Source organism: Microbacterium algeriense (assembly GCF_008868005.1).
Taxonomy (GTDB): Bacteria; Actinomycetota; Actinomycetes; order Actinomycetales; family Microbacteriaceae; genus Microbacterium; species Microbacterium algeriense.
This window is the reverse complement of record NZ_WAAO01000002.1, coordinates 767,574-783,270: the sequence shown is the minus strand read 5'-3', so window position 1 is coordinate 783,270 and position 15,697 is coordinate 767,574. Positions and strand designations below refer to the sequence as shown.

General features: G+C 69.3%; 15 protein-coding genes. 11 read left to right on the top strand and 4 right to left on the bottom strand.

The window, feature by feature from the left end:
* Window positions 1-80: 80 nt before the first annotated feature.
* Together F6A08_RS11395 and F6A08_RS11390 are read left to right on the top strand one after the other, a co-directional pair.
* Window positions 81-701 carry an ANTAR domain-containing response regulator gene (locus tag F6A08_RS11395; protein WP_017202127.1) on the top strand — a complete coding sequence of 207 codons (621 nt, stop codon included), beginning with the start codon at window positions 81-83 and terminating at the stop codon, window positions 699-701.
* A 4-nt stretch (window positions 702-705) separates the two neighbouring features.
* Window positions 706-1,269, top strand: coding sequence for a GNAT family N-acetyltransferase (locus F6A08_RS11390; RefSeq protein ID WP_124895540.1), 564 nt, complete (start codon window positions 706-708; stop codon window positions 1,267-1,269).
* On the opposite strand, the gene F6A08_RS11385 is transcribed toward F6A08_RS11390, so the two are convergent.
* Complete coding sequence (locus tag F6A08_RS11385) at window positions 1,244-1,672, bottom strand: hotdog fold thioesterase (RefSeq protein WP_017202125.1); 429 nt, start codon at window positions 1,670-1,672, stop codon at window positions 1,244-1,246. The two genes, F6A08_RS11390 and F6A08_RS11385, sit on opposite strands and share 26 nt — an antisense overlap.
* Window positions 1,673-1,717: 45 nt before the next feature.
* Between F6A08_RS11385 and polA the strand changes: the two genes are divergently transcribed.
* From polA to F6A08_RS11350, 7 genes are read left to right on the top strand one after another with little or no spacing between them, the layout of a single operon-like run.
* Window positions 1,718-4,351 (top strand): DNA polymerase I, encoded by a 2,634-nt coding sequence (gene polA, locus F6A08_RS11380; RefSeq protein ID WP_192576755.1) that lies wholly within the window; start codon window positions 1,718-1,720, stop codon window positions 4,349-4,351.
* A gap of 40 nt (window positions 4,352-4,391) precedes the next feature.
* Window positions 4,392-6,068 (top strand): DUF885 domain-containing protein, encoded by a 1,677-nt coding sequence (locus F6A08_RS11375; RefSeq protein WP_151459489.1) that lies wholly within the window; start codon window positions 4,392-4,394, stop codon window positions 6,066-6,068.
* A gap of 55 nt (window positions 6,069-6,123) precedes the next feature.
* Window positions 6,124-7,158 carry an LLM class flavin-dependent oxidoreductase gene (locus F6A08_RS11370; protein ID WP_151459488.1) on the top strand — a complete coding sequence of 345 codons (1,035 nt, stop codon included), beginning with the start codon at window positions 6,124-6,126 and terminating at the stop codon, window positions 7,156-7,158.
* Window positions 7,159-7,207: 49 nt separating this feature from the next.
* Complete coding sequence (locus F6A08_RS11365) at window positions 7,208-8,560, top strand: MFS transporter (RefSeq protein WP_151459487.1); 1,353 nt, start codon at window positions 7,208-7,210, stop codon at window positions 8,558-8,560.
* A 35-nt stretch (window positions 8,561-8,595) separates the two neighbouring features.
* On the top strand, window positions 8,596-9,351 hold the full coding sequence (locus F6A08_RS11360; RefSeq protein ID WP_192576754.1) for an SGNH/GDSL hydrolase family protein: 756 nt from the start codon (window positions 8,596-8,598) through the stop codon (window positions 9,349-9,351).
* A 31-nt stretch (window positions 9,352-9,382) separates the two neighbouring features.
* A complete protein-coding gene (locus F6A08_RS11355; RefSeq protein WP_151459486.1) occupies window positions 9,383-10,129 on the top strand; it encodes a formylglycine-generating enzyme family protein in 747 nt (248 codons plus the stop codon).
* Between the two features lie 54 nt (window positions 10,130-10,183).
* Window positions 10,184-10,996, top strand: a complete 813-nt coding sequence (locus F6A08_RS11350; protein WP_151459485.1) for an arginase family protein — start codon at window positions 10,184-10,186, stop codon at window positions 10,994-10,996.
* 32 nt (window positions 10,997-11,028) lie between these two features.
* Here F6A08_RS11350 and F6A08_RS11345 read toward each other — a convergent pair whose 3' ends face one another.
* On the bottom strand, window positions 11,029-12,204 hold the full coding sequence (locus F6A08_RS11345; protein WP_151459484.1) for a DUF4232 domain-containing protein: 1,176 nt from the start codon (window positions 12,202-12,204) through the stop codon (window positions 11,029-11,031).
* Between the two features lie 18 nt (window positions 12,205-12,222).
* Window positions 12,223-13,548: an MFS transporter gene (locus tag F6A08_RS11340; protein ID WP_124895534.1), complete on the bottom strand. Its 1,326-nt coding sequence runs from the start codon at window positions 13,546-13,548 to the stop codon at window positions 12,223-12,225.
* 54 nt (window positions 13,549-13,602) lie between these two features.
* Here F6A08_RS11340 and F6A08_RS11335 point away from each other — a divergent pair, with 54 nt between their 5' ends.
* Both F6A08_RS11335 and F6A08_RS11330 read left to right on the top strand, forming a co-directional pair.
* Complete coding sequence (locus F6A08_RS11335; RefSeq protein WP_017202115.1) at window positions 13,603-13,971, top strand: VOC family protein; 369 nt, start codon at window positions 13,603-13,605, stop codon at window positions 13,969-13,971.
* 50 nt (window positions 13,972-14,021) lie between these two features.
* The gene (locus F6A08_RS11330) at window positions 14,022-14,567 is read left to right on the top strand and encodes a GNAT family N-acetyltransferase (RefSeq protein WP_225855812.1); all 546 of its coding nucleotides are present in this window, start codon (window positions 14,022-14,024) and stop codon (window positions 14,565-14,567) included.
* Window positions 14,568-14,581: 14 nt separating this feature from the next.
* Here F6A08_RS11330 and F6A08_RS11325 read toward each other — a convergent pair whose 3' ends face one another.
* The gene (locus tag F6A08_RS11325) at window positions 14,582-15,685 is read right to left on the bottom strand and encodes a hypothetical protein (protein WP_151459483.1); all 1,104 of its coding nucleotides are present in this window, start codon (window positions 15,683-15,685) and stop codon (window positions 14,582-14,584) included.
* Between the last annotated feature and the right edge of the window lie 12 nt (window positions 15,686-15,697).

Genomic DNA, 15,697 nt, shown 5'->3' with positions numbered 1-15,697 from the left:
TGTAGCGCAGGGGACGAACAGGATCCTGCGCGTGGCGCGGTCTACGGCCCGCTGACAGGCGGCTCCACTAGGATGGTCCTGTGACAGAGCACGAAGAGCAGGCCGAACAGCCCACGTCATCCGCACCCCGACGCGTCGTCGTCGCCGAGGACGAGTCGCTGATCCGTCTCGACATCGTCGAGATCCTCCGCGACAACGGCTTCGATGTCGTCGGTGAGGCCGGTGACGGAGAGACGGCCGTGGCGCTGGCGACCGAGCTGCGGCCCGACCTCGTCATCATGGACGTCAAGATGCCCCAGCTGGACGGCATCAGCGCCGCCGAGAAGCTGCACAAGGGCAACATCGCCCCGGTCGTGCTGCTGACGGCGTTCAGCCAGAAGGAGCTCGTCGAGCGTGCGAGCGAGGCCGGTGCGCTGGCTTACGTCGTGAAGCCGTTCACGCCGAACGACCTCCTCCCCGCCATCGAGATCGCGCTGGCCCGCCACGAGCAGATCATCACGCTCGAGGCCGAGGTCGCCGACATGGTCGAGCGCTTCGAGACCCGCAAGCTCGTCGACCGGGCCAAGGGCCTGCTGAACGAGAAGATGGGTCTGAGCGAGCCCGAGGCGTTCCGCTGGATCCAGAAGGCGTCCATGGACCGCCGCCTGACGATGCAGGACGTCGCGAAGGCGATCATCGAGCAGCTCGCGCCCAAGAAGTAGAGCGGTGCTGCGGCTCGACGCGGAGCACGTCCTGCGGCCGGTCCGCGCCGGAGACGGTGCGGCCCTCGCGCGGGCGTACCTCGCGAATCGCGAGCACCTCGCTCCCTGGGAGCCCACGAGGGACGAGAGCTTCTTCACCGAGGCGTCGCAGGAGCGGCACGTCCAGCAGTGCGTGATCGATGCGGCCGCGGGGCGCGGTGCGCGCTTCGTGATCGAGTCCGACGACGGCGAGATCCGCGGCCGGATGAACCTCAACAACATCGTGCGCGGGGCCTTCTGGAGCGCTGACCTCGGCTATTGGATCGACCGCACCAGGACCCGGCGCGGTCTTGCGGGTCGTGCGGTCGCCCTCGTCGCCGCACACGCGCGCGAGGAGCTCGGGCTGCACCGCCTGCAGGCCTCGACGCTCCTGCACAACCTGGCCTCGCAGCGGGTGCTCGCCGCGAACGGCTTCGAGCGCATCGGCCTCGCACCGAAGTACCTGCGCATCGCCGGGGAGTGGCAGGACCATCTGCTGTTCCAGCTGCTGCTGGAGGAGCCGCTCAGCTCCCGGCGGGAAGGTCCTTGATCATGTTGGTGATCCGGATCGTGGAGCAGCGACGGCCCTGATCGTCGGTCACGACGATCTCGTGCACCGTGATGCTCCGCCCGAGGTGGACGGGCGTGCAGACGCCGGTCACGACTCCGGAGGTCGCGGAGCGGGTGTGCGTGGCGTTGATGTCGACGCCGACCGCGAGGCGTCCTTCGCCGGCGTGCAGGTTCGCCGCCATCGATCCGAGCGACTCGCCCAGCACCACATACGCACCGCCGTGCATCAGTCCGACCGGCTGGGTGTTGCCCTCGACGGGCATGGTCGCCACACAGCGGTCGACGCTGAACTCGACGAACTGCATGCCCATCTTCTCGGCCAGCGCGCCCATCCCGCGGGCCGTGGCCCAGTCGAGTCCTTCGCTCGTCGCGACGTCGCTCATGCATCCTCCTCAGCGGGTGTCTGTCGTCCTCGTTAGGCTGACAGGGTGACGGACTCCGCAAAGCCTACCCTCATGGTCGTCGACGGCCATTCGCTCGCCTACCGTGCGTTCTTCGCCCTTCCGGTCGAGAACTTCACGACGAAGGACAACCAGCACACGAACGCCATCTACGGCTTCCTGTCGATGCTGGTGAACCTCATCAAGGCCGAGCAGCCGACGCACATGGCGATCGCGTTCGACACCTCGCGCCATTCGTTCCGCACCGACGAATACCCCGAGTACAAGGCGACGCGCTCCGAGACGCCCCAGGAGTTCCGCGGTCAGATCCCGCTGCTCCAGGACTGCCTCGCGGCCATGTCGATCCCGGTCCTCGCGAAGGAGGGCATCGAGGCCGACGACATCCTCGCGACCCTGGCGTCGCAGGGCGCGGAGCAGGGGTATGACGTGCTGGTCGTCTCCGGAGACCGCGACACCATCCAGCTCGTGAACGACGAGGTCACCCTGCTCTACCCGTCGGTGCAGGGCGTCTCCCAGCTCAAGCGCTACGACCCCGCCACCGTCCAGGAGCGCTACGGCGTGCGGCCGGAGCAGTACCCCGACATCGCGGCTCTCGTCGGCGAGACCAGCGACAACCTCCCCGGTGTGCCGAAGGTCGGAGAGAAGACGGCGGTCAAATGGCTGACGCAGTTCGGCTCCCTCGACGAACTCCTCGACCGGGCGGAGGAGATCAAGGGCGTCGTCGGCGGCAACCTCCGCGACCACATCGACGACGTGCGCCGCAACCGCAAGCTCAACCGACTGCTCACCGACGTGGAGCTGCCCGTCGCCCCCGGCGACCTCGCCGTCGCGCCGATCGACCCGCAGGCCGTTCGGGACATCTTCGCCCGCCTCGAGTTCCGCACCCTGCTTCCGCGGGTGTTCGAAGCCGTCGGCGCCGGAGAGGTCGCGGACGACCCGGCCTCCGTGGTGGTGCTGCCGGTGCCGGTCGAGGTGTCGGCGGCGGATCTCGCGACCTGGGCGACCGCTCAGGAGGGCGCGGTGGCGGTGCGACTGACGACGCAGGGCGGCGCTCCGGCGCGGATCGGCGTCGCGACCGTGACGGAGCTGCGCGAAGCCGCCTGGGACGAGGCCGCACCGGAGGCGCTGCGCGCGTGGATCGGATCCACGAAGCCGAAGGTCCTGCACGACGCGAAACCGCAGGTGAAGGCGCTGCTGCGTCAGGGCATCCGCTTCGGCGGGCTCGCCTACGACACCAGCCTCGCCGGATGGCTGCTGCGGCCGAGCTTCCCGGACAAGACCCTCGCCGACCTGGTCGAGCGGTACCTGGGGGAGAAGCTCCCCGTCGCCGACCCTTCGCAGCTCGTCCCCGAGACGGAAGGCGCCACGCCCTCTCAGGAGGCCTGGTTCGCCCTGCGCGTCGCGGAAGCCCTGCGCGAGGACATCCCCGAGTCCGTCGCCACGGTGCTCGACGAGATCGAGCTGCCGACGCTGCTCACTCTCGCGGACATGGAGATCGCGGGCGTCGCGGTGTCGCACGAGGTGCTCTCGACGTTCTCCGGCGAGCTCGCAGCCCGCGCCGATGTGCTCGCACAGGAGGCCTTCTCCGTCGTCGGTCGCGAGTTCAACCTGGGCTCTCCGAAGCAGCTGCAGGAGGTGCTGTTCGAAGACCTCCAGCTCCCCAAGACGCGCAAGACGAAGACGGGCTACTCGACCGATGCGGCGGTGCTGGCGGATCTGCAGGAGAGCCACCCGCACCCGTTCCTGAGCCTGCTGCTGCAGCACCGTGAGGCGACCAAGCTGCGCCAGATCATCGAGTCCCTCGATACGGCCATCGGCGACGATCACCGCGTGCACACGACCTACGTCCAGACCGGAAGCCAGACCGGACGACTCTCGAGCACCGACCCGAACCTGCAGAACATCCCCGTGCGCACCGAGGAGTCCCGCCGCATCCGCAGCGCGTTCGAGGTCGGCGAGGGCTACGAGACCCTCCTGACGGCGGACTACTCCCAGATCGAGATGCGCATCATGGCGCACCTGTCCGGCGATGAGGGGCTGATCGAGGCGTTCAACAGCGGCGAGGACCTGCATCGGTTCGTCGGTGCGCGTGTGTTCGGCGTGGAGCCGGGCGATGTGACCCCCGCGATGCGCACCAAGGTCAAGGCGATGTCGTACGGCCTCGTCTACGGACTCTCGGCGTTCGGTCTGTCGAAGCAGCTGCGCATCGAACAGTCGGAGGCCAAGCAGCTGATGGTGGAGTACTTCGCCCGATTCGGCGCGGTGCGCGATTACCTGCGGGCGTCCGTGATGAAGGCGAAGGAGGTCGGGTACACCGAGACCATCTTCGGGCGTCGTCGTCCGTTCCCGGACCTGGCGAGCCCGAACCGGGTGCTGCGTGAGAACGCCGAGCGTGCGGCGCTGAACGCGCCGATCCAGGGCAGCGCGGCCGACATCATGAAGATCGCTCTGCTGCACATCCACGACGATCTCCGGTCGCAGGAACTGTCCTCCCGCGTGCTCCTGCAGATCCACGATGAACTCGTCGTCGAGGTCGCACCGGGGGAGTGGGACGCGACCGAGCGCATCGTGCGTGAGCGCATGGGGGACGCGGCGACGCTCTCCGTTCCGCTCGACGTGCAGGTGGGACGCGGACGCGACTGGAACGAAGCGGCGCACTGACCTCCCGTGCCGGGAGGGGCCGGGGATTAGGCTGAAGGTTATGACTTCAGCTCCCCGCACCCCCTCCGCGATCGACGCCGTCGCCGATGAATGGGTCGACACCATCGCGGTTCTGGCGCCCACGCTCGGCACCTACATCGGCCGCGACGAGGTCAACGACCGCTTCGGCGACCTCAGCCCCGCCGGGCACGAGGAGATCGCCGCGGCGACGCGGGCGACGCTCGACAAGCTGTCCGCGCTGGAGCCCGTCGACGCCATCGACGAGGTGACCAAGACCGACCTGAGCGCTGAGCTCCGCCTGGACCTCGAGCTGCACGAGGCGAAGTGGCACCTGCGCGACCTCAACGTCATCGCTTCAGCCGCTCAGGATGTCCGTTCCGCGTTCGACCTGATGCCGACGGCCACGGTCGAGGACTGGGACGTGATCGCCACGCGTCTGGCGGCCGTCCCCGACGCCCTCCGGGGATACGTCGAGACGCTCCGGACCGGGATCGCCGAGGGCGTCACGCCCGCGCGCCGCCAGGTCACCGAGGTGGCGCTGCAGATCGACCGGTACACAGCCGACGACGGCTTCTTCGCCGCCTTCGTCGCGCACGCGGACCCGGAGGAGGGACAGCTGCCGGCGTCGCTCGCACGGACTCTCGCCGACAACTCGGCAGCCGCTCGCGTCGCCTACGGCGAGCTGCGTCGCTTCCTCGCCGAGGAGCTGGCTCCCGTCGCCGGAGAGGTCGACGCCGTCGGGCGCGAGCTCTACGCCCTGAACTCGCGCCGGTTCCTCGGAGCGACGATCGACCTGGACGAGACCTACGAATGGGGTCGCGAGGAGCTCGCCCGTATGGTGGCTGAGCAGACCGCCATCGCGAATGAGATCCTGCCCGGCGCCTCTGTCGAGGAGGCTGTGGCGCACCTCGAGGCGGATCCCGCCCGCAAGCTCGTCGGCACCGACGCGCTGCAGAAGTGGATGCAGGAGACGAGCGACCGGGCTGTCGCCGAGCTCGCCGCCTCGCACTTCGACATCCCCGAGGCGATCCGGACGATCGAGTGCATGATCGCTCCCACCCAGGAGGGCGGGATCTACTACACGGGTCCGACGGACGACTTCTCCCGCCCCGGGCGCATGTGGTGGTCCGTTCCGGAGGGCGTCACCGAGTTCGACACCTGGCGCGAGTTGACGACCGTGTACCACGAGGGCGTCCCCGGGCATCACCTGCAGATCGCCCAGGCCGTGTACAACCGTGCGGAGCTCAACTCGTGGCGCCGACTGCTCGCCGGCACCTCCGGCCACGCCGAGGGCTGGGCCCTCTACGCCGAGCGGCTGATGGAGCGGCTGGGCTACCTCGATGATCCGGCCGACCGCCTCGGCATGCTCGACGGACAGCGGATGCGCGCGGCCAGGGTCGTGCTCGACATCGGAGTGCACCTCGGCAAGCCGCGTCTGGACGGCACCGGTGTCTGGGATGCGGAGTACGCGCTCGACTTCATGCGTCGCAACGTCAACATGTCGGACCAGTTCGTGCAGTTCGAGGTGAACCGCTACCTCGGCTGGCCCGGACAGGCGCCGTCGTACAAGGTCGGCCAGCGCATCTGGGAGCAGGTCCGCGACGAGGTGCGCGCGGCCGAAGGTGAGGCGTTCTCCTTCAAGGACTTCCACAAGCGCGCACTCGACATGGGCGGTGTGGGCCTGGACACCCTGCGGACGGCGTTGCTGCCGCGCTGACGGGAATGCCGCCCGGCTGCGCAGTGTTCATTCACCTGAATAGGAAAGGGATGACATGAGCATCGAATTCGGGCTGGACACCTTCGGCGACATCACCCGGGACGCGGACGGAGAGCTGCTCACCGGGGCGCAGACGATCCGCAACATCGTGGCGCAGGCGGAGCTCGCGGACGCGGTCGGCGTGGACTTCTTCGGAGTGGGGGAGCACCACCGTCCGGAGTTCGCCGTCTCCGCGCCGGAGATGGTGCTCGCGGCGATCGCGGCCCGCACCGAGCACATCCGGCTCGGCACCGCGGTGACCGTGCTGTCGTCCGACGACCCCGTGCGGGTATTCGAGCGGTTCTCCACCTTGGACGCGCTGTCGAACGGGCGCGCCGAGGTCGTGCTCGGACGAGGATCGTTCATCGAGTCGTTCCCCCTGTTCGGATACGACCTCCGGGACTACGAAGCGCTGTTCGAGCAGAAGCTCGAGCTGTTCGTCGAGCTCCTCAAGGAGGAGCCGGTCACGTGGTCCGGCTCGATGCGCGCCTCGCTCGAGAACGCGAACGTCTTCCCCAAGACGGAGAACGGCCTGCGCACCTGGGTGGGCGTCGGCGGGAGCCCGGAGTCTGTCGTGCGTGTGGCACGTCACGGTCTGGGACTGATGCTCGCGATCATCGGCGGTCCGGCCGGCCGGTTCAAGCCGTTCGTCGACCTGTATCACCGCTCGGTCGCCTCGTTCGGCACCACAGCGCATCCCGTGGCGGTGCACTCTCCCGGTCACATCGCCGATACCGACGCGGAGGCGTGGGACCAGGCGTACTCGGGGTTCGAGGCCATGAACAACACCATCGGGCGCGAGCGCGGCTGGCCCGTCTACAGTCGAGCGCGGTTCCAGAACGACGTCGGCCCCGAGGGTGCCATCTACTCCGGCTCTCCCGATCGCGTCGCGACGAAGATCGCGGACACGATCACGACGCTCGGGCTCGGTCGCTTCGACCTCAAGTACGCCACGGGCACGCTGTCGCACGACTCGATGATGCGCAGCATCGAGCTGTACGGCACCGAGGTCATCCCTCGCGTTCGGAAGCTCCTCGCAGACCGCGACTGAGCCGTCACGAGGCGGAGGGCGGTGTCGGCGCGGCTCTACGATGAGGAGCATGGTCGATACCGCCCTGCCGAGCCGTTCGTCGCTGTCCGAGCGGCTGGATGTGCTGCCGTTCACGCGCCGTCATCTCCGCCTGCTCAGCGGCTCCGGTGTGGGGTGGGCGCTCGATGCGATGGACGTCGGTCTCATGTCCTTCATCATCGCCGCGCTCACCCAGCAGTGGGATCTGTCCAAGAGCGAGGCCGGGTGGATCGCCTCCGTCGGCTTCATCGGGATGGCGATCGGTGCGACGCTCGGCGGTCTGCTCGCCGACCGTTTCGGGCGACGTCAGGTGTTCGCCCTCACGCTGCTCATCTACGGTGTCGCGACCGGCGCCAGCGCGCTCGTCGGAGGGGTTGCCGCGCTGCTCGTGCTGCGGTTCCTCGTCGGGCTCGGTCTCGGCGCCGAGCTGCCCGTCGCCTCGACCTACGTCAGCGAGTTCGCCCCGGCCCGCATCCGCGGTCGGCTGATCGTCGTCCTGGAGGCCTTCTGGGCGCTCGGGTGGACCGCTGCCGCCGTGATCGGATTCCTCGTGATCCCCGCATCGGACGACGGCTGGCGCTGGGCGTTCGCCCTGGGGGCCATCCCGGCCGTGTACGCCCTGTTCGTGCGGTGGCGGATGCCCGAGTCGCCGCGGTGGCTCGCCTCCCGCGGTCGCATCGCCGAAGCCGACCGCATCGTATCGGCGTTCGAGGCCGACGCCCGCGTGGCGACCGCACCCGCGATCCGCAGAGAGCCGGCGTCCCGGGCCATCGCCGTCACGGCCCGCGCCCGACTCGCGACGCTGTGGAATGCGGAGTTCCGCGTGCGCACGATGTGCCTCTGGCTCGTCTGGTTGGGGGTGAACTTCGCATACTACGGAGCGTTCATCTGGATCCCGAGCATCCTCGTCGACGCGGGCTTCGACCTGGTGCGCTCCTTCGGCTTCACCCTGATCATCACGCTCGCCCAGTTGCCGGGATACGCGGTCGCCGCCTGGCTGATCGAGATCTGGGGGAGACGGGTCACCCTGTCGGTGTTCCTCCTCGGCTCCGCCGTCGCGGCCGTCGTCTTCGGCACCGCGTCGACGGAGGGAGCGATCATCGGCGCCGGGATGGCGCTGTCGTTCTTCAACCTCGGTGCGTGGGGCGCGCTGTACGCGGTCACGCCGGAGATCTACCCCACCTCGCTCCGCGGCACCGGTGCAGGGTGGGCAGCCGGGGTCGGCCGGATCGCGTCGATCGTCGCCCCGCTCTCCGTGCCGGTCCTGCTCGGGGTCGGCGGCGCTCCGGTGCTGTTCGCCGTGTTCGGCTGCTGCTTCCTGGTGGCGGCTGCGGCGGCCTGGGGACTCGTCGACCGGGGCGGGGCGGCGCTCGACGATCGGTGACGGCCACGGCGCTCCGACGGCAATAGGCTGGCACGATGGCAGATGTGCGGTTCGTGGCGATCGGAGACTCGTTCACGGAGGGTGTCGGCGACGTCCTTCCCGACGGACGGGAGCGCGGGTGGGCAGACCTCGCCGCACAGGGATGGGCGGATGCCGCTGGGCACCCGATCCAGTACGCGAACCTGGCGATCCGCGGAAAGCTCGCCTGGCCCATCGTCGAGCAGCAGCTGGAACCGGCGCTCGCTCTGCGCCCGACGCATCTCTCCTTCAACGGCGGCGGCAATGACATGCTGCGTCCGCGCACCGATGTGGAGCACATCGCCGATGCCTTCAGTCGCGTGCTCAGGCGGTGTGATGAGGAGGGCGTCACGATGATCCTGCTTTCGGGCGCGAACCCGAGCGGTCAGCTGCCGATGGGATCCCTGGTCCAGCGGAGAGGCGACCTGCTTTCGGATGCCGTGCTGCGGCGTATCGAGGATCGCCCTGATGTGATCCGCGCCCTCAATTGGCCCGATCGGGAACTCGCGCGCGGCGCGTACTGGTCCGAGGATCGTCTGCACATGAATGCGGCGGGTCATCATCGGGTCGCCGCGCGCGTGCTGCACGCGCTGGGCTTCGAGCCGCCGGAGAACTGGTGGGCGCCGAGCGACCGGCTCGGTGCCGGGCCGTCTGGACTCGCGTACTACCGGGAGTTCGTCGGTCCCTGGGTCCGTCGGCGCGTGACGCGCACCTCGTCCGGCGATGGCCGGACAGCGAAGTTCCCGACCTGGGTCGAGCGGGTTCCGTCGTGACCCGCGGCGCTCGGGACAGGTGCGCGACGGCGTGACCGACTTCGAGATGGCGCGCATCCCCGCGGGGAAGCTGACGCTGCGTGACGCACGTCGTTCCGCACAGCGCGAGGTCGTTCTCGAAGCCTTCGAGATCGGGGTGTACCCCGTCACCGAGGAGCAGTTCGCCGAGATCCTCGGCGTGCCCGCCCGGTACCCGGACCGGCCGGCAGCGGACGTGAGCTGGCTGCGCGCCGTGCACTTCTGCAACGCGGCTTCGGAGTGGGAGGGGCTCGATCGCGTCTACCTGTTCGACGGCGAGGACGTGAGCTGGGACACGACGGCCGACGGCTATCGACTTCCCACCGAGGCCGAGTGGGAGTACGCCTGCCGGGCGGGATCGACCGGTCCGCACTATGCACCCCTCGCCGACGCGGCCTGGACCGCCGCGGACGGCGTCGGCGCACCCCAGAAAGTCGGAGGGAAGCTGCCCAATCTGCACGGCCTGTTCGACACGCTCGGCAATGTCTGGGAGTGGTGCTGGGACCTTCTGGATCCTGCCCGCTACGACGACTACCGCGTCTTCCGCGGCGGTGGGTTCGCCGATGACGCGTGGAGCGTTCGGGCCTCGGTCCGACGCGGGGGAGCGCCGCGCATGCACCACGAGGACCTCGGCCTCCGCCTCGCCCGGGGCGGGTTCGACACGGAGGACGCCGCACAGGGCTGGTCCGCCTGGACGGACAGGGAACGCGGCGCATACGACGGACCGCTTCCGTCCGGCTGGACGCCACGAGGGCGGTGACGATCGCGGGCGGTGCTTTTGGTTCGCGCCGGATGCGGATGGAAGACTGAGACGGTGTCTTCCGCGTACTCACTCATCGTGTCTCAGGGGCGGGTCGCCGACCGCACCGATGGAGCTCTCGTCGGCGCCCGCCGCACGGCCGACGCGCTGTCGGACCTGCTGTCGATCGAAGCCCGCGTCGTGGGGACCCCGAAGGCTGGCCGCGTGGACGACTGGTCGGTCGCCCTCCCGGAGGCTGCCGAGACGCTGAACGGGCTGCGGGCCGCCGTGGCGGAGGCGATCACGGCCGATTCGACGCCGCTGCTCGTCACCAACACCTGCGCCGCGAGCCTCGGCACCCTGCCGACGGTCGCAGAGCGGCATCCCGATGCGGTGGTGCTCTGGATCGATGCGCACGGCGACTTCAACACCCCGGAGACGACCGAGTCGGGGTATCTCGGCGGAATGGTGCTCGCGGCAGCGTGCGGCCTGTGGGACAGTGGCCACGGAGCGGGTATCGATCCCCGTCAGGTCGCGGTGGTGGGCGGTCGTGACATCGATCCCGCCGAGGCGGAGCTGCTGTCGGACGCCGGTGTGACGGTGCTCAGCCCCGCGGAGAGCACTCCTGAACGCGTCCTCGAGTTCGTCGCAGGGCGGCCCGTGTGGATCCACGTCGACTGGGACGTGCTCGAGCCCGGGTTCATCCCCGCGGCGTATCGCGTCGGCGACGGGCTGTTCCCGCACCAGATCGCCGCCATCTTCGCTGCGCTTCCTCGGACGAGCGTGCGCGGCGTGGAGCTGGCCGAGTTCGAGGCGGGCGACCCCGACGTGCCGGAGCGCGTCAGCGTGGAGCTCATCATCGAGACGGTCCAGCACCTCCTGCACTGAGCGGGAGTACGCTCGCGGATCTGCAGGCCGAGTCAGGGAACGGTGACGCCGGGATCGAGCGTCCAGGCGGTCACCTCGACGCCGGACCCGGCGACCACGTCGAGTTCGACCGGCCATGAACCGCGTTCGAGGCCGGGGATCGGCGCGGCATACAGCTGCCGCGCGACAAGAGCTCCGTCGGTCGCATTCGCATCCCAGCCGATCACGCTCGTCGCCTGGCCTTGAGCGGGCACGGTGATACGAGCCACGCCCGGATCGGCAGCCATGAACGACGACCCCGGCAGCACCTCCACGTCCAGCAGGTTGCCGTTCTGATCGGCGAACGCGATGTCCGGGTAACCCTCCACGACGCAGGGCTCGTCGCTGAAGTTCATCAGGTGGATCACCTGCCCGCGGTGGCCGGTGGCCGCATCGGAACCTCCCAGCAGCAGCATCGCCTTGTCGCTCGTGCACCATTCCGGTTCGAGTTCGGGAGCAGAGACGCCGGGCGCCACGGCGGGAACGGGGTCGCCCTCCGCGGTCGGGTCGGGGAAGGCGCCACCCTCCTCGGTCAGGCCCTGTGCTTCGGCGTTCTCCTGGATGATCTGCTGCTGCCGAGCCGCGTCCGCCAGGGAACTCACGACGACCAGGAGCGTCGCGCTCACCAGGACCGCCACGATCGCCGGCCATGCTCTCGGGCGCGGTCCGTCCGGCTGCACGCGGCGGAAGACGAGCAGTGCCGGGATCCAACCGCTGACCACGCCCCAGTAGACCGCCACCGGGGCGACCTCCACGACGACCGCGGTGGCGCCGCGGACACCGAAGTCCGCGAGGTAGGTGAGCGCCCGCGTGAGGTCGACGCAGAGCCCGAGCACGGTACTCGCGATGATGGCGGCGAACCACAGCGCGACGAAGGGACGGCGCCCGCCGTGCGCGCGCTCGGCGACGAACCACGTGACCGACGTCAGCACCGCGGCAGCGCCCAGCAGAGTCGCGAGCGTCCAGAGTCCGGGAAGCATCCACTCGTTCACCTGGAGCGCGCCGACACCGACGAAGCTGAGCAGTCGGGTGATGACGACGTCGCTGCCCGTCAGGCGGCCGATGCCGCCGGCGATGATCCAGAGTGCGGCGAGGATGAGCCCCGCCAGAACACCGGACGGGAGCGTACGCGGGTGCCGCGGCCTCAGATCGTCAGCGGGCAGGGGTGCGAGCACGGGAGCGGAGGCCATGCCTCATCCTATGAGTGCTCAGCGGCGGCGCTCGGGGTCGAGTCCCATCCGGATCCGCGTGCGCTTGCGTTCGATGAGGATGAAGACCGTGCCGAGGAGCCAGAGGGGGATGGGGGTGACGAACGCGATCCGGAAGGCATCGAGCGAGTACGTGTCCGGGGTGCCTGCGCCCTGCGCGTCGAGAAGGAGGCCGATCACGAAGACCGCGATCAGGGCGGCGATGAAGCCCCCGGCATTCGTGACCCCGGTCGCGGTGCTGAGGCGGTGGGCAGGGTTGTGCGTGCGGGCGTGATCGAACGCGATCATCGACGCAGGGCCACCGGTCGCCAGGGCGATCGCCAGGATCCAGAGCAGCCAGTCCGGAGCGGGACCGGGGAAGGCGATGACCGCGATCCACGCGGCCATCTGCACGCCGACCGCGGGGAGCACGAGAGCGAGGGAGCGGTGGTTCGGCAGGCGGCGGGAGAGGTCGCCGATGATCGGGCCGAGGATCATGCCCGCGACGACATAGATCGAGATGATGCCCGCCGCGTGGGCCGTGCTGAGTCCCTCGCCGGCCGTGAGGAACGGCATGCCCCACAGCAGGACGAACACGGTTCCCGCGAACGGGGTGGTGAAGTGCGACCAGAACGCGAGTCGGGTGCCGGGATGCGCCCAGGCGGCCCGGATGCCGACGCCGGTGTCGATCGCCGACGTCACGACGCGCACCACTCCGGTGTCCGTGTTGACCGACACGTCGGGCCCGTTCTCGGCGGGGTTGTTGCGGACGATGAGCCACACGAGGATCGTGAAGAGCAGGCCGAGACCGGCGATGCTGCCGAACGTGATCGACCAGGTGGTGGCGTGCAGCAGAGCGGCGACGGGCACCAGGGCGATCAGCTGACCGGCCTGCCCGATGATCCCGGTGAACTGCACCATGACGGGGCCGCGCTGCGCGGGGAACCACGTGGCGACCAGGCGCAGCACGGCCGGGAAGACGGCGGCGTCGCCGGCTCCGAGCAGGATGCGCGCGACGATGGCGATGCCGATGCTGGGGGAGAGGGCCATGGTGAGCTGCCCGAAGGCCATGAGCAGCATCCCGGCGGTGATGATCGGACGGGAGCCGTAGCGATCGAGGAGGACCCCGACCGGGATCTGCATCCCGCCGTACACGGCGAGTTGCACGACGGCGAACAACGCGAGCGTGGAGGCATCCGCCTGGAAGCGGTCGGCGGCCTCGACACCCACTGCGCCCAGAGACGTGCGGTTGGTGATCGCGAGCACGTAGGCGGCGACGCCGACCGACCAGATCGCCCAGGCCCTCCACCCCGGTGTGGAGACGGGGGAGTGGGAGACCTGAGGCACCCTTCCACGCTACTCCTGCGCGGCGATGTCCGACGCCGTGGCTAGAGTGCCCGCATGACAGCCACCTCGCAGCACCATGCCCTCGACTACGTCGAACTCGTCGTCACCGATCTCGAGGTGGCGAAACGCTTCTTCACGACCGCGTTCGGCTGGAGCTTCCAGGACTACGGCCCCGGCTATGCGGGCATCCTGTCGCCGCGCGGAGACGGGAGCGAAGTCGGTGGGCTCCTCCTCGCCGACGAGCCGCGACCGGTAGGCGGGCCTCTCGTGCTGCTCTACTCCGACGACCTCGATGCGACGAGGGTGGCGATCGAAGAGGCGGGCGGTCGCATCCTGCAGGAACCGTACGCATTTCCCGGCGGGCGACGGCTGCACTTCGCCGACCCGACCGGCAACGAGCTCGGTGTCTGGTCCTCGCAGTAGGCCCGATCCTGGTCACCCTCGTTGCGGCGGGGAAGTGCCAGACTGCGAGGGTGAGCGATAAACCGCGGATCCCGGAGATGGCGACGCCGCGCCTCCGCCTCCGGAAACAGGCCCTCGAGGACGCGCCTGTGTTCCGACACTTGTGGACCGAACGCGACGAACGCGTGCCCGCACACCGCCGGATCGATGCGGACGGCCGTCCAGACCTGGACGACATCCGCGCGCACATCCGCGACGCTGAAGGATCGTCCCTCCTCACCGTGGAACGCATCGACACGGGGGAGTCGATCGGATACTGCGGTCTCGTGTACGGCGGCGACGGCGTGGGCGACGAACCGGAGCTCGCGTTCGAGCTGCTCCGCACCGAGCACAACCGGGGTTACGCCACCGAAGCCGCCCGAGCCGTCCTGGACTGGGCTGTCAGGGCAGGGTTCGACCGCGTCTGGGCCGGAGTCTGGGAATGGAACCTCGCGTCTCGGCGCGTGCTCGAGAAGCTCGGCTTCATCGAGTCGGGGCGGGAGCGCCCGTCGTCCGACCACGGCCGCAACATCCTGACAGTCAGGACGCTCTCTGCGGGAGGGAAGAGCACGCCGTGATGCGGCGCTCGGCGTCACGTAGAGGCGGACCCGACCGGTAGCGCCTCGCCGTCCCCCGGGGGCTCCCGCACCAACTGGAGAGCTTCCGTCTTCGTCAGATGGTTCGGATACAGCATCCGTGAGAACCTTCCGCGAGGGTCGTCTTTATCGTGAGGGAGCACGATGTCGGCTCGCTCGATCGCAGCCATGAGGAGCTCTGTCTGGTTCTCCGTCAACGCGAGGCGTCCCCGTTCCCGCAGCCCCACCACGGTTCGCGTGTGATCGGATGCCGTGAGGACGATCGCAAGGTTCCGGGCTGTGGCGTCCGGTTCCCAGGGGCCCGCGATTACCATCGCGGTCGTGATGCTCGCGGTCGGGATCTCCCTCGCGCCGACAAGCAGACGGGTGGCGTCGCGCGAGATGCACGGCGGTCGCGAACGCCGACGCACGACGATGCTGACGATGACCGCCGCGACAGCCAGCCCGACCGCCCCGAACAGCCACGTCCACGCTCCGAGCCGCAACGCCGTCACTGGGAAGAGGAACGCGCAGACCATCGGAACGAGAAGCGGCTGCCCGGAGAAGACGCGAAGCGCCCACCAAGGGAAGAGGCCGTGCGTGCGAGAAGGTCCCAGCGGCACCCACTCCTGCGCGTCAACGATCGGCTCGCTCTCCGGTCGATCGGACGAGTGCACCGCTTCCTGCTCCCGTCGTGCTCCTCTGATTATCAACGCCGACCCCAACAGTGCCAGCACGGTGACCAGCACCCATCCACGCACGGGGTCGTCGGTCTCGTTCTGATCCGCGCCCACCAGTGTGACCACGCCGCCCACGGAGATGAGGAGAAGGAAAACTCCGTACAGGAAGGAGACCCGGCGGGTGCGGCGGGTGCTCCAGGGCTTCGACTCCATGTCAGGTGGCCACGAGGGGTCGGCCCAGCTCCTTCGCCTCGTGAGCACAAGGCCGGCCGCCACACCGACGCACCCGAACGACAGCATCACCGCGGCGAGAACGCCGATCCGCGGATCGGCGATCAGGAATATAGCGGTGAGCGCCAGTGCTGCACTGAACAGCGCGAGCGCCAACCCCACGACGGTGGGCTTAAGAAGCCCACCGCCCTTCTCGTCGTCGGCGTCCATTCGCTCGCCCCA

Coding starts and splice junctions, on each gene's coding strand:
- F6A08_RS11370 (WP_151459488.1), top strand. CDS start 6,124: ATGAGCATCGAATTCGGGCTGGACACCTTCGGCGACATCACCCGGGAC.
- F6A08_RS11365 (WP_151459487.1), top strand. CDS start 7,208: ATGGTCGATACCGCCCTGCCGAGCCGTTCGTCGCTGTCCGAGCGGCTG.
- F6A08_RS11385 (WP_017202125.1), bottom strand. CDS start 1,672: ATGAGCGACGTCGCGACGAGCGAAGGACTCGACTGGGCCACGGCCCGC.
- F6A08_RS11360 (WP_192576754.1), top strand. CDS start 8,596: ATGGCAGATGTGCGGTTCGTGGCGATCGGAGACTCGTTCACGGAGGGT.
- F6A08_RS11345 (WP_151459484.1), bottom strand. CDS start 12,204: ATGGCCTCCGCTCCCGTGCTCGCACCCCTGCCCGCTGACGATCTGAGG.
- F6A08_RS11335 (WP_017202115.1), top strand. CDS start 13,603: ATGACAGCCACCTCGCAGCACCATGCCCTCGACTACGTCGAACTCGTC.
- F6A08_RS11325 (WP_151459483.1), bottom strand. CDS start 15,685: ATGGACGCCGACGACGAGAAGGGCGGTGGGCTTCTTAAGCCCACCGTC.
- F6A08_RS11375 (WP_151459489.1), top strand. CDS start 4,392: ATGACTTCAGCTCCCCGCACCCCCTCCGCGATCGACGCCGTCGCCGAT.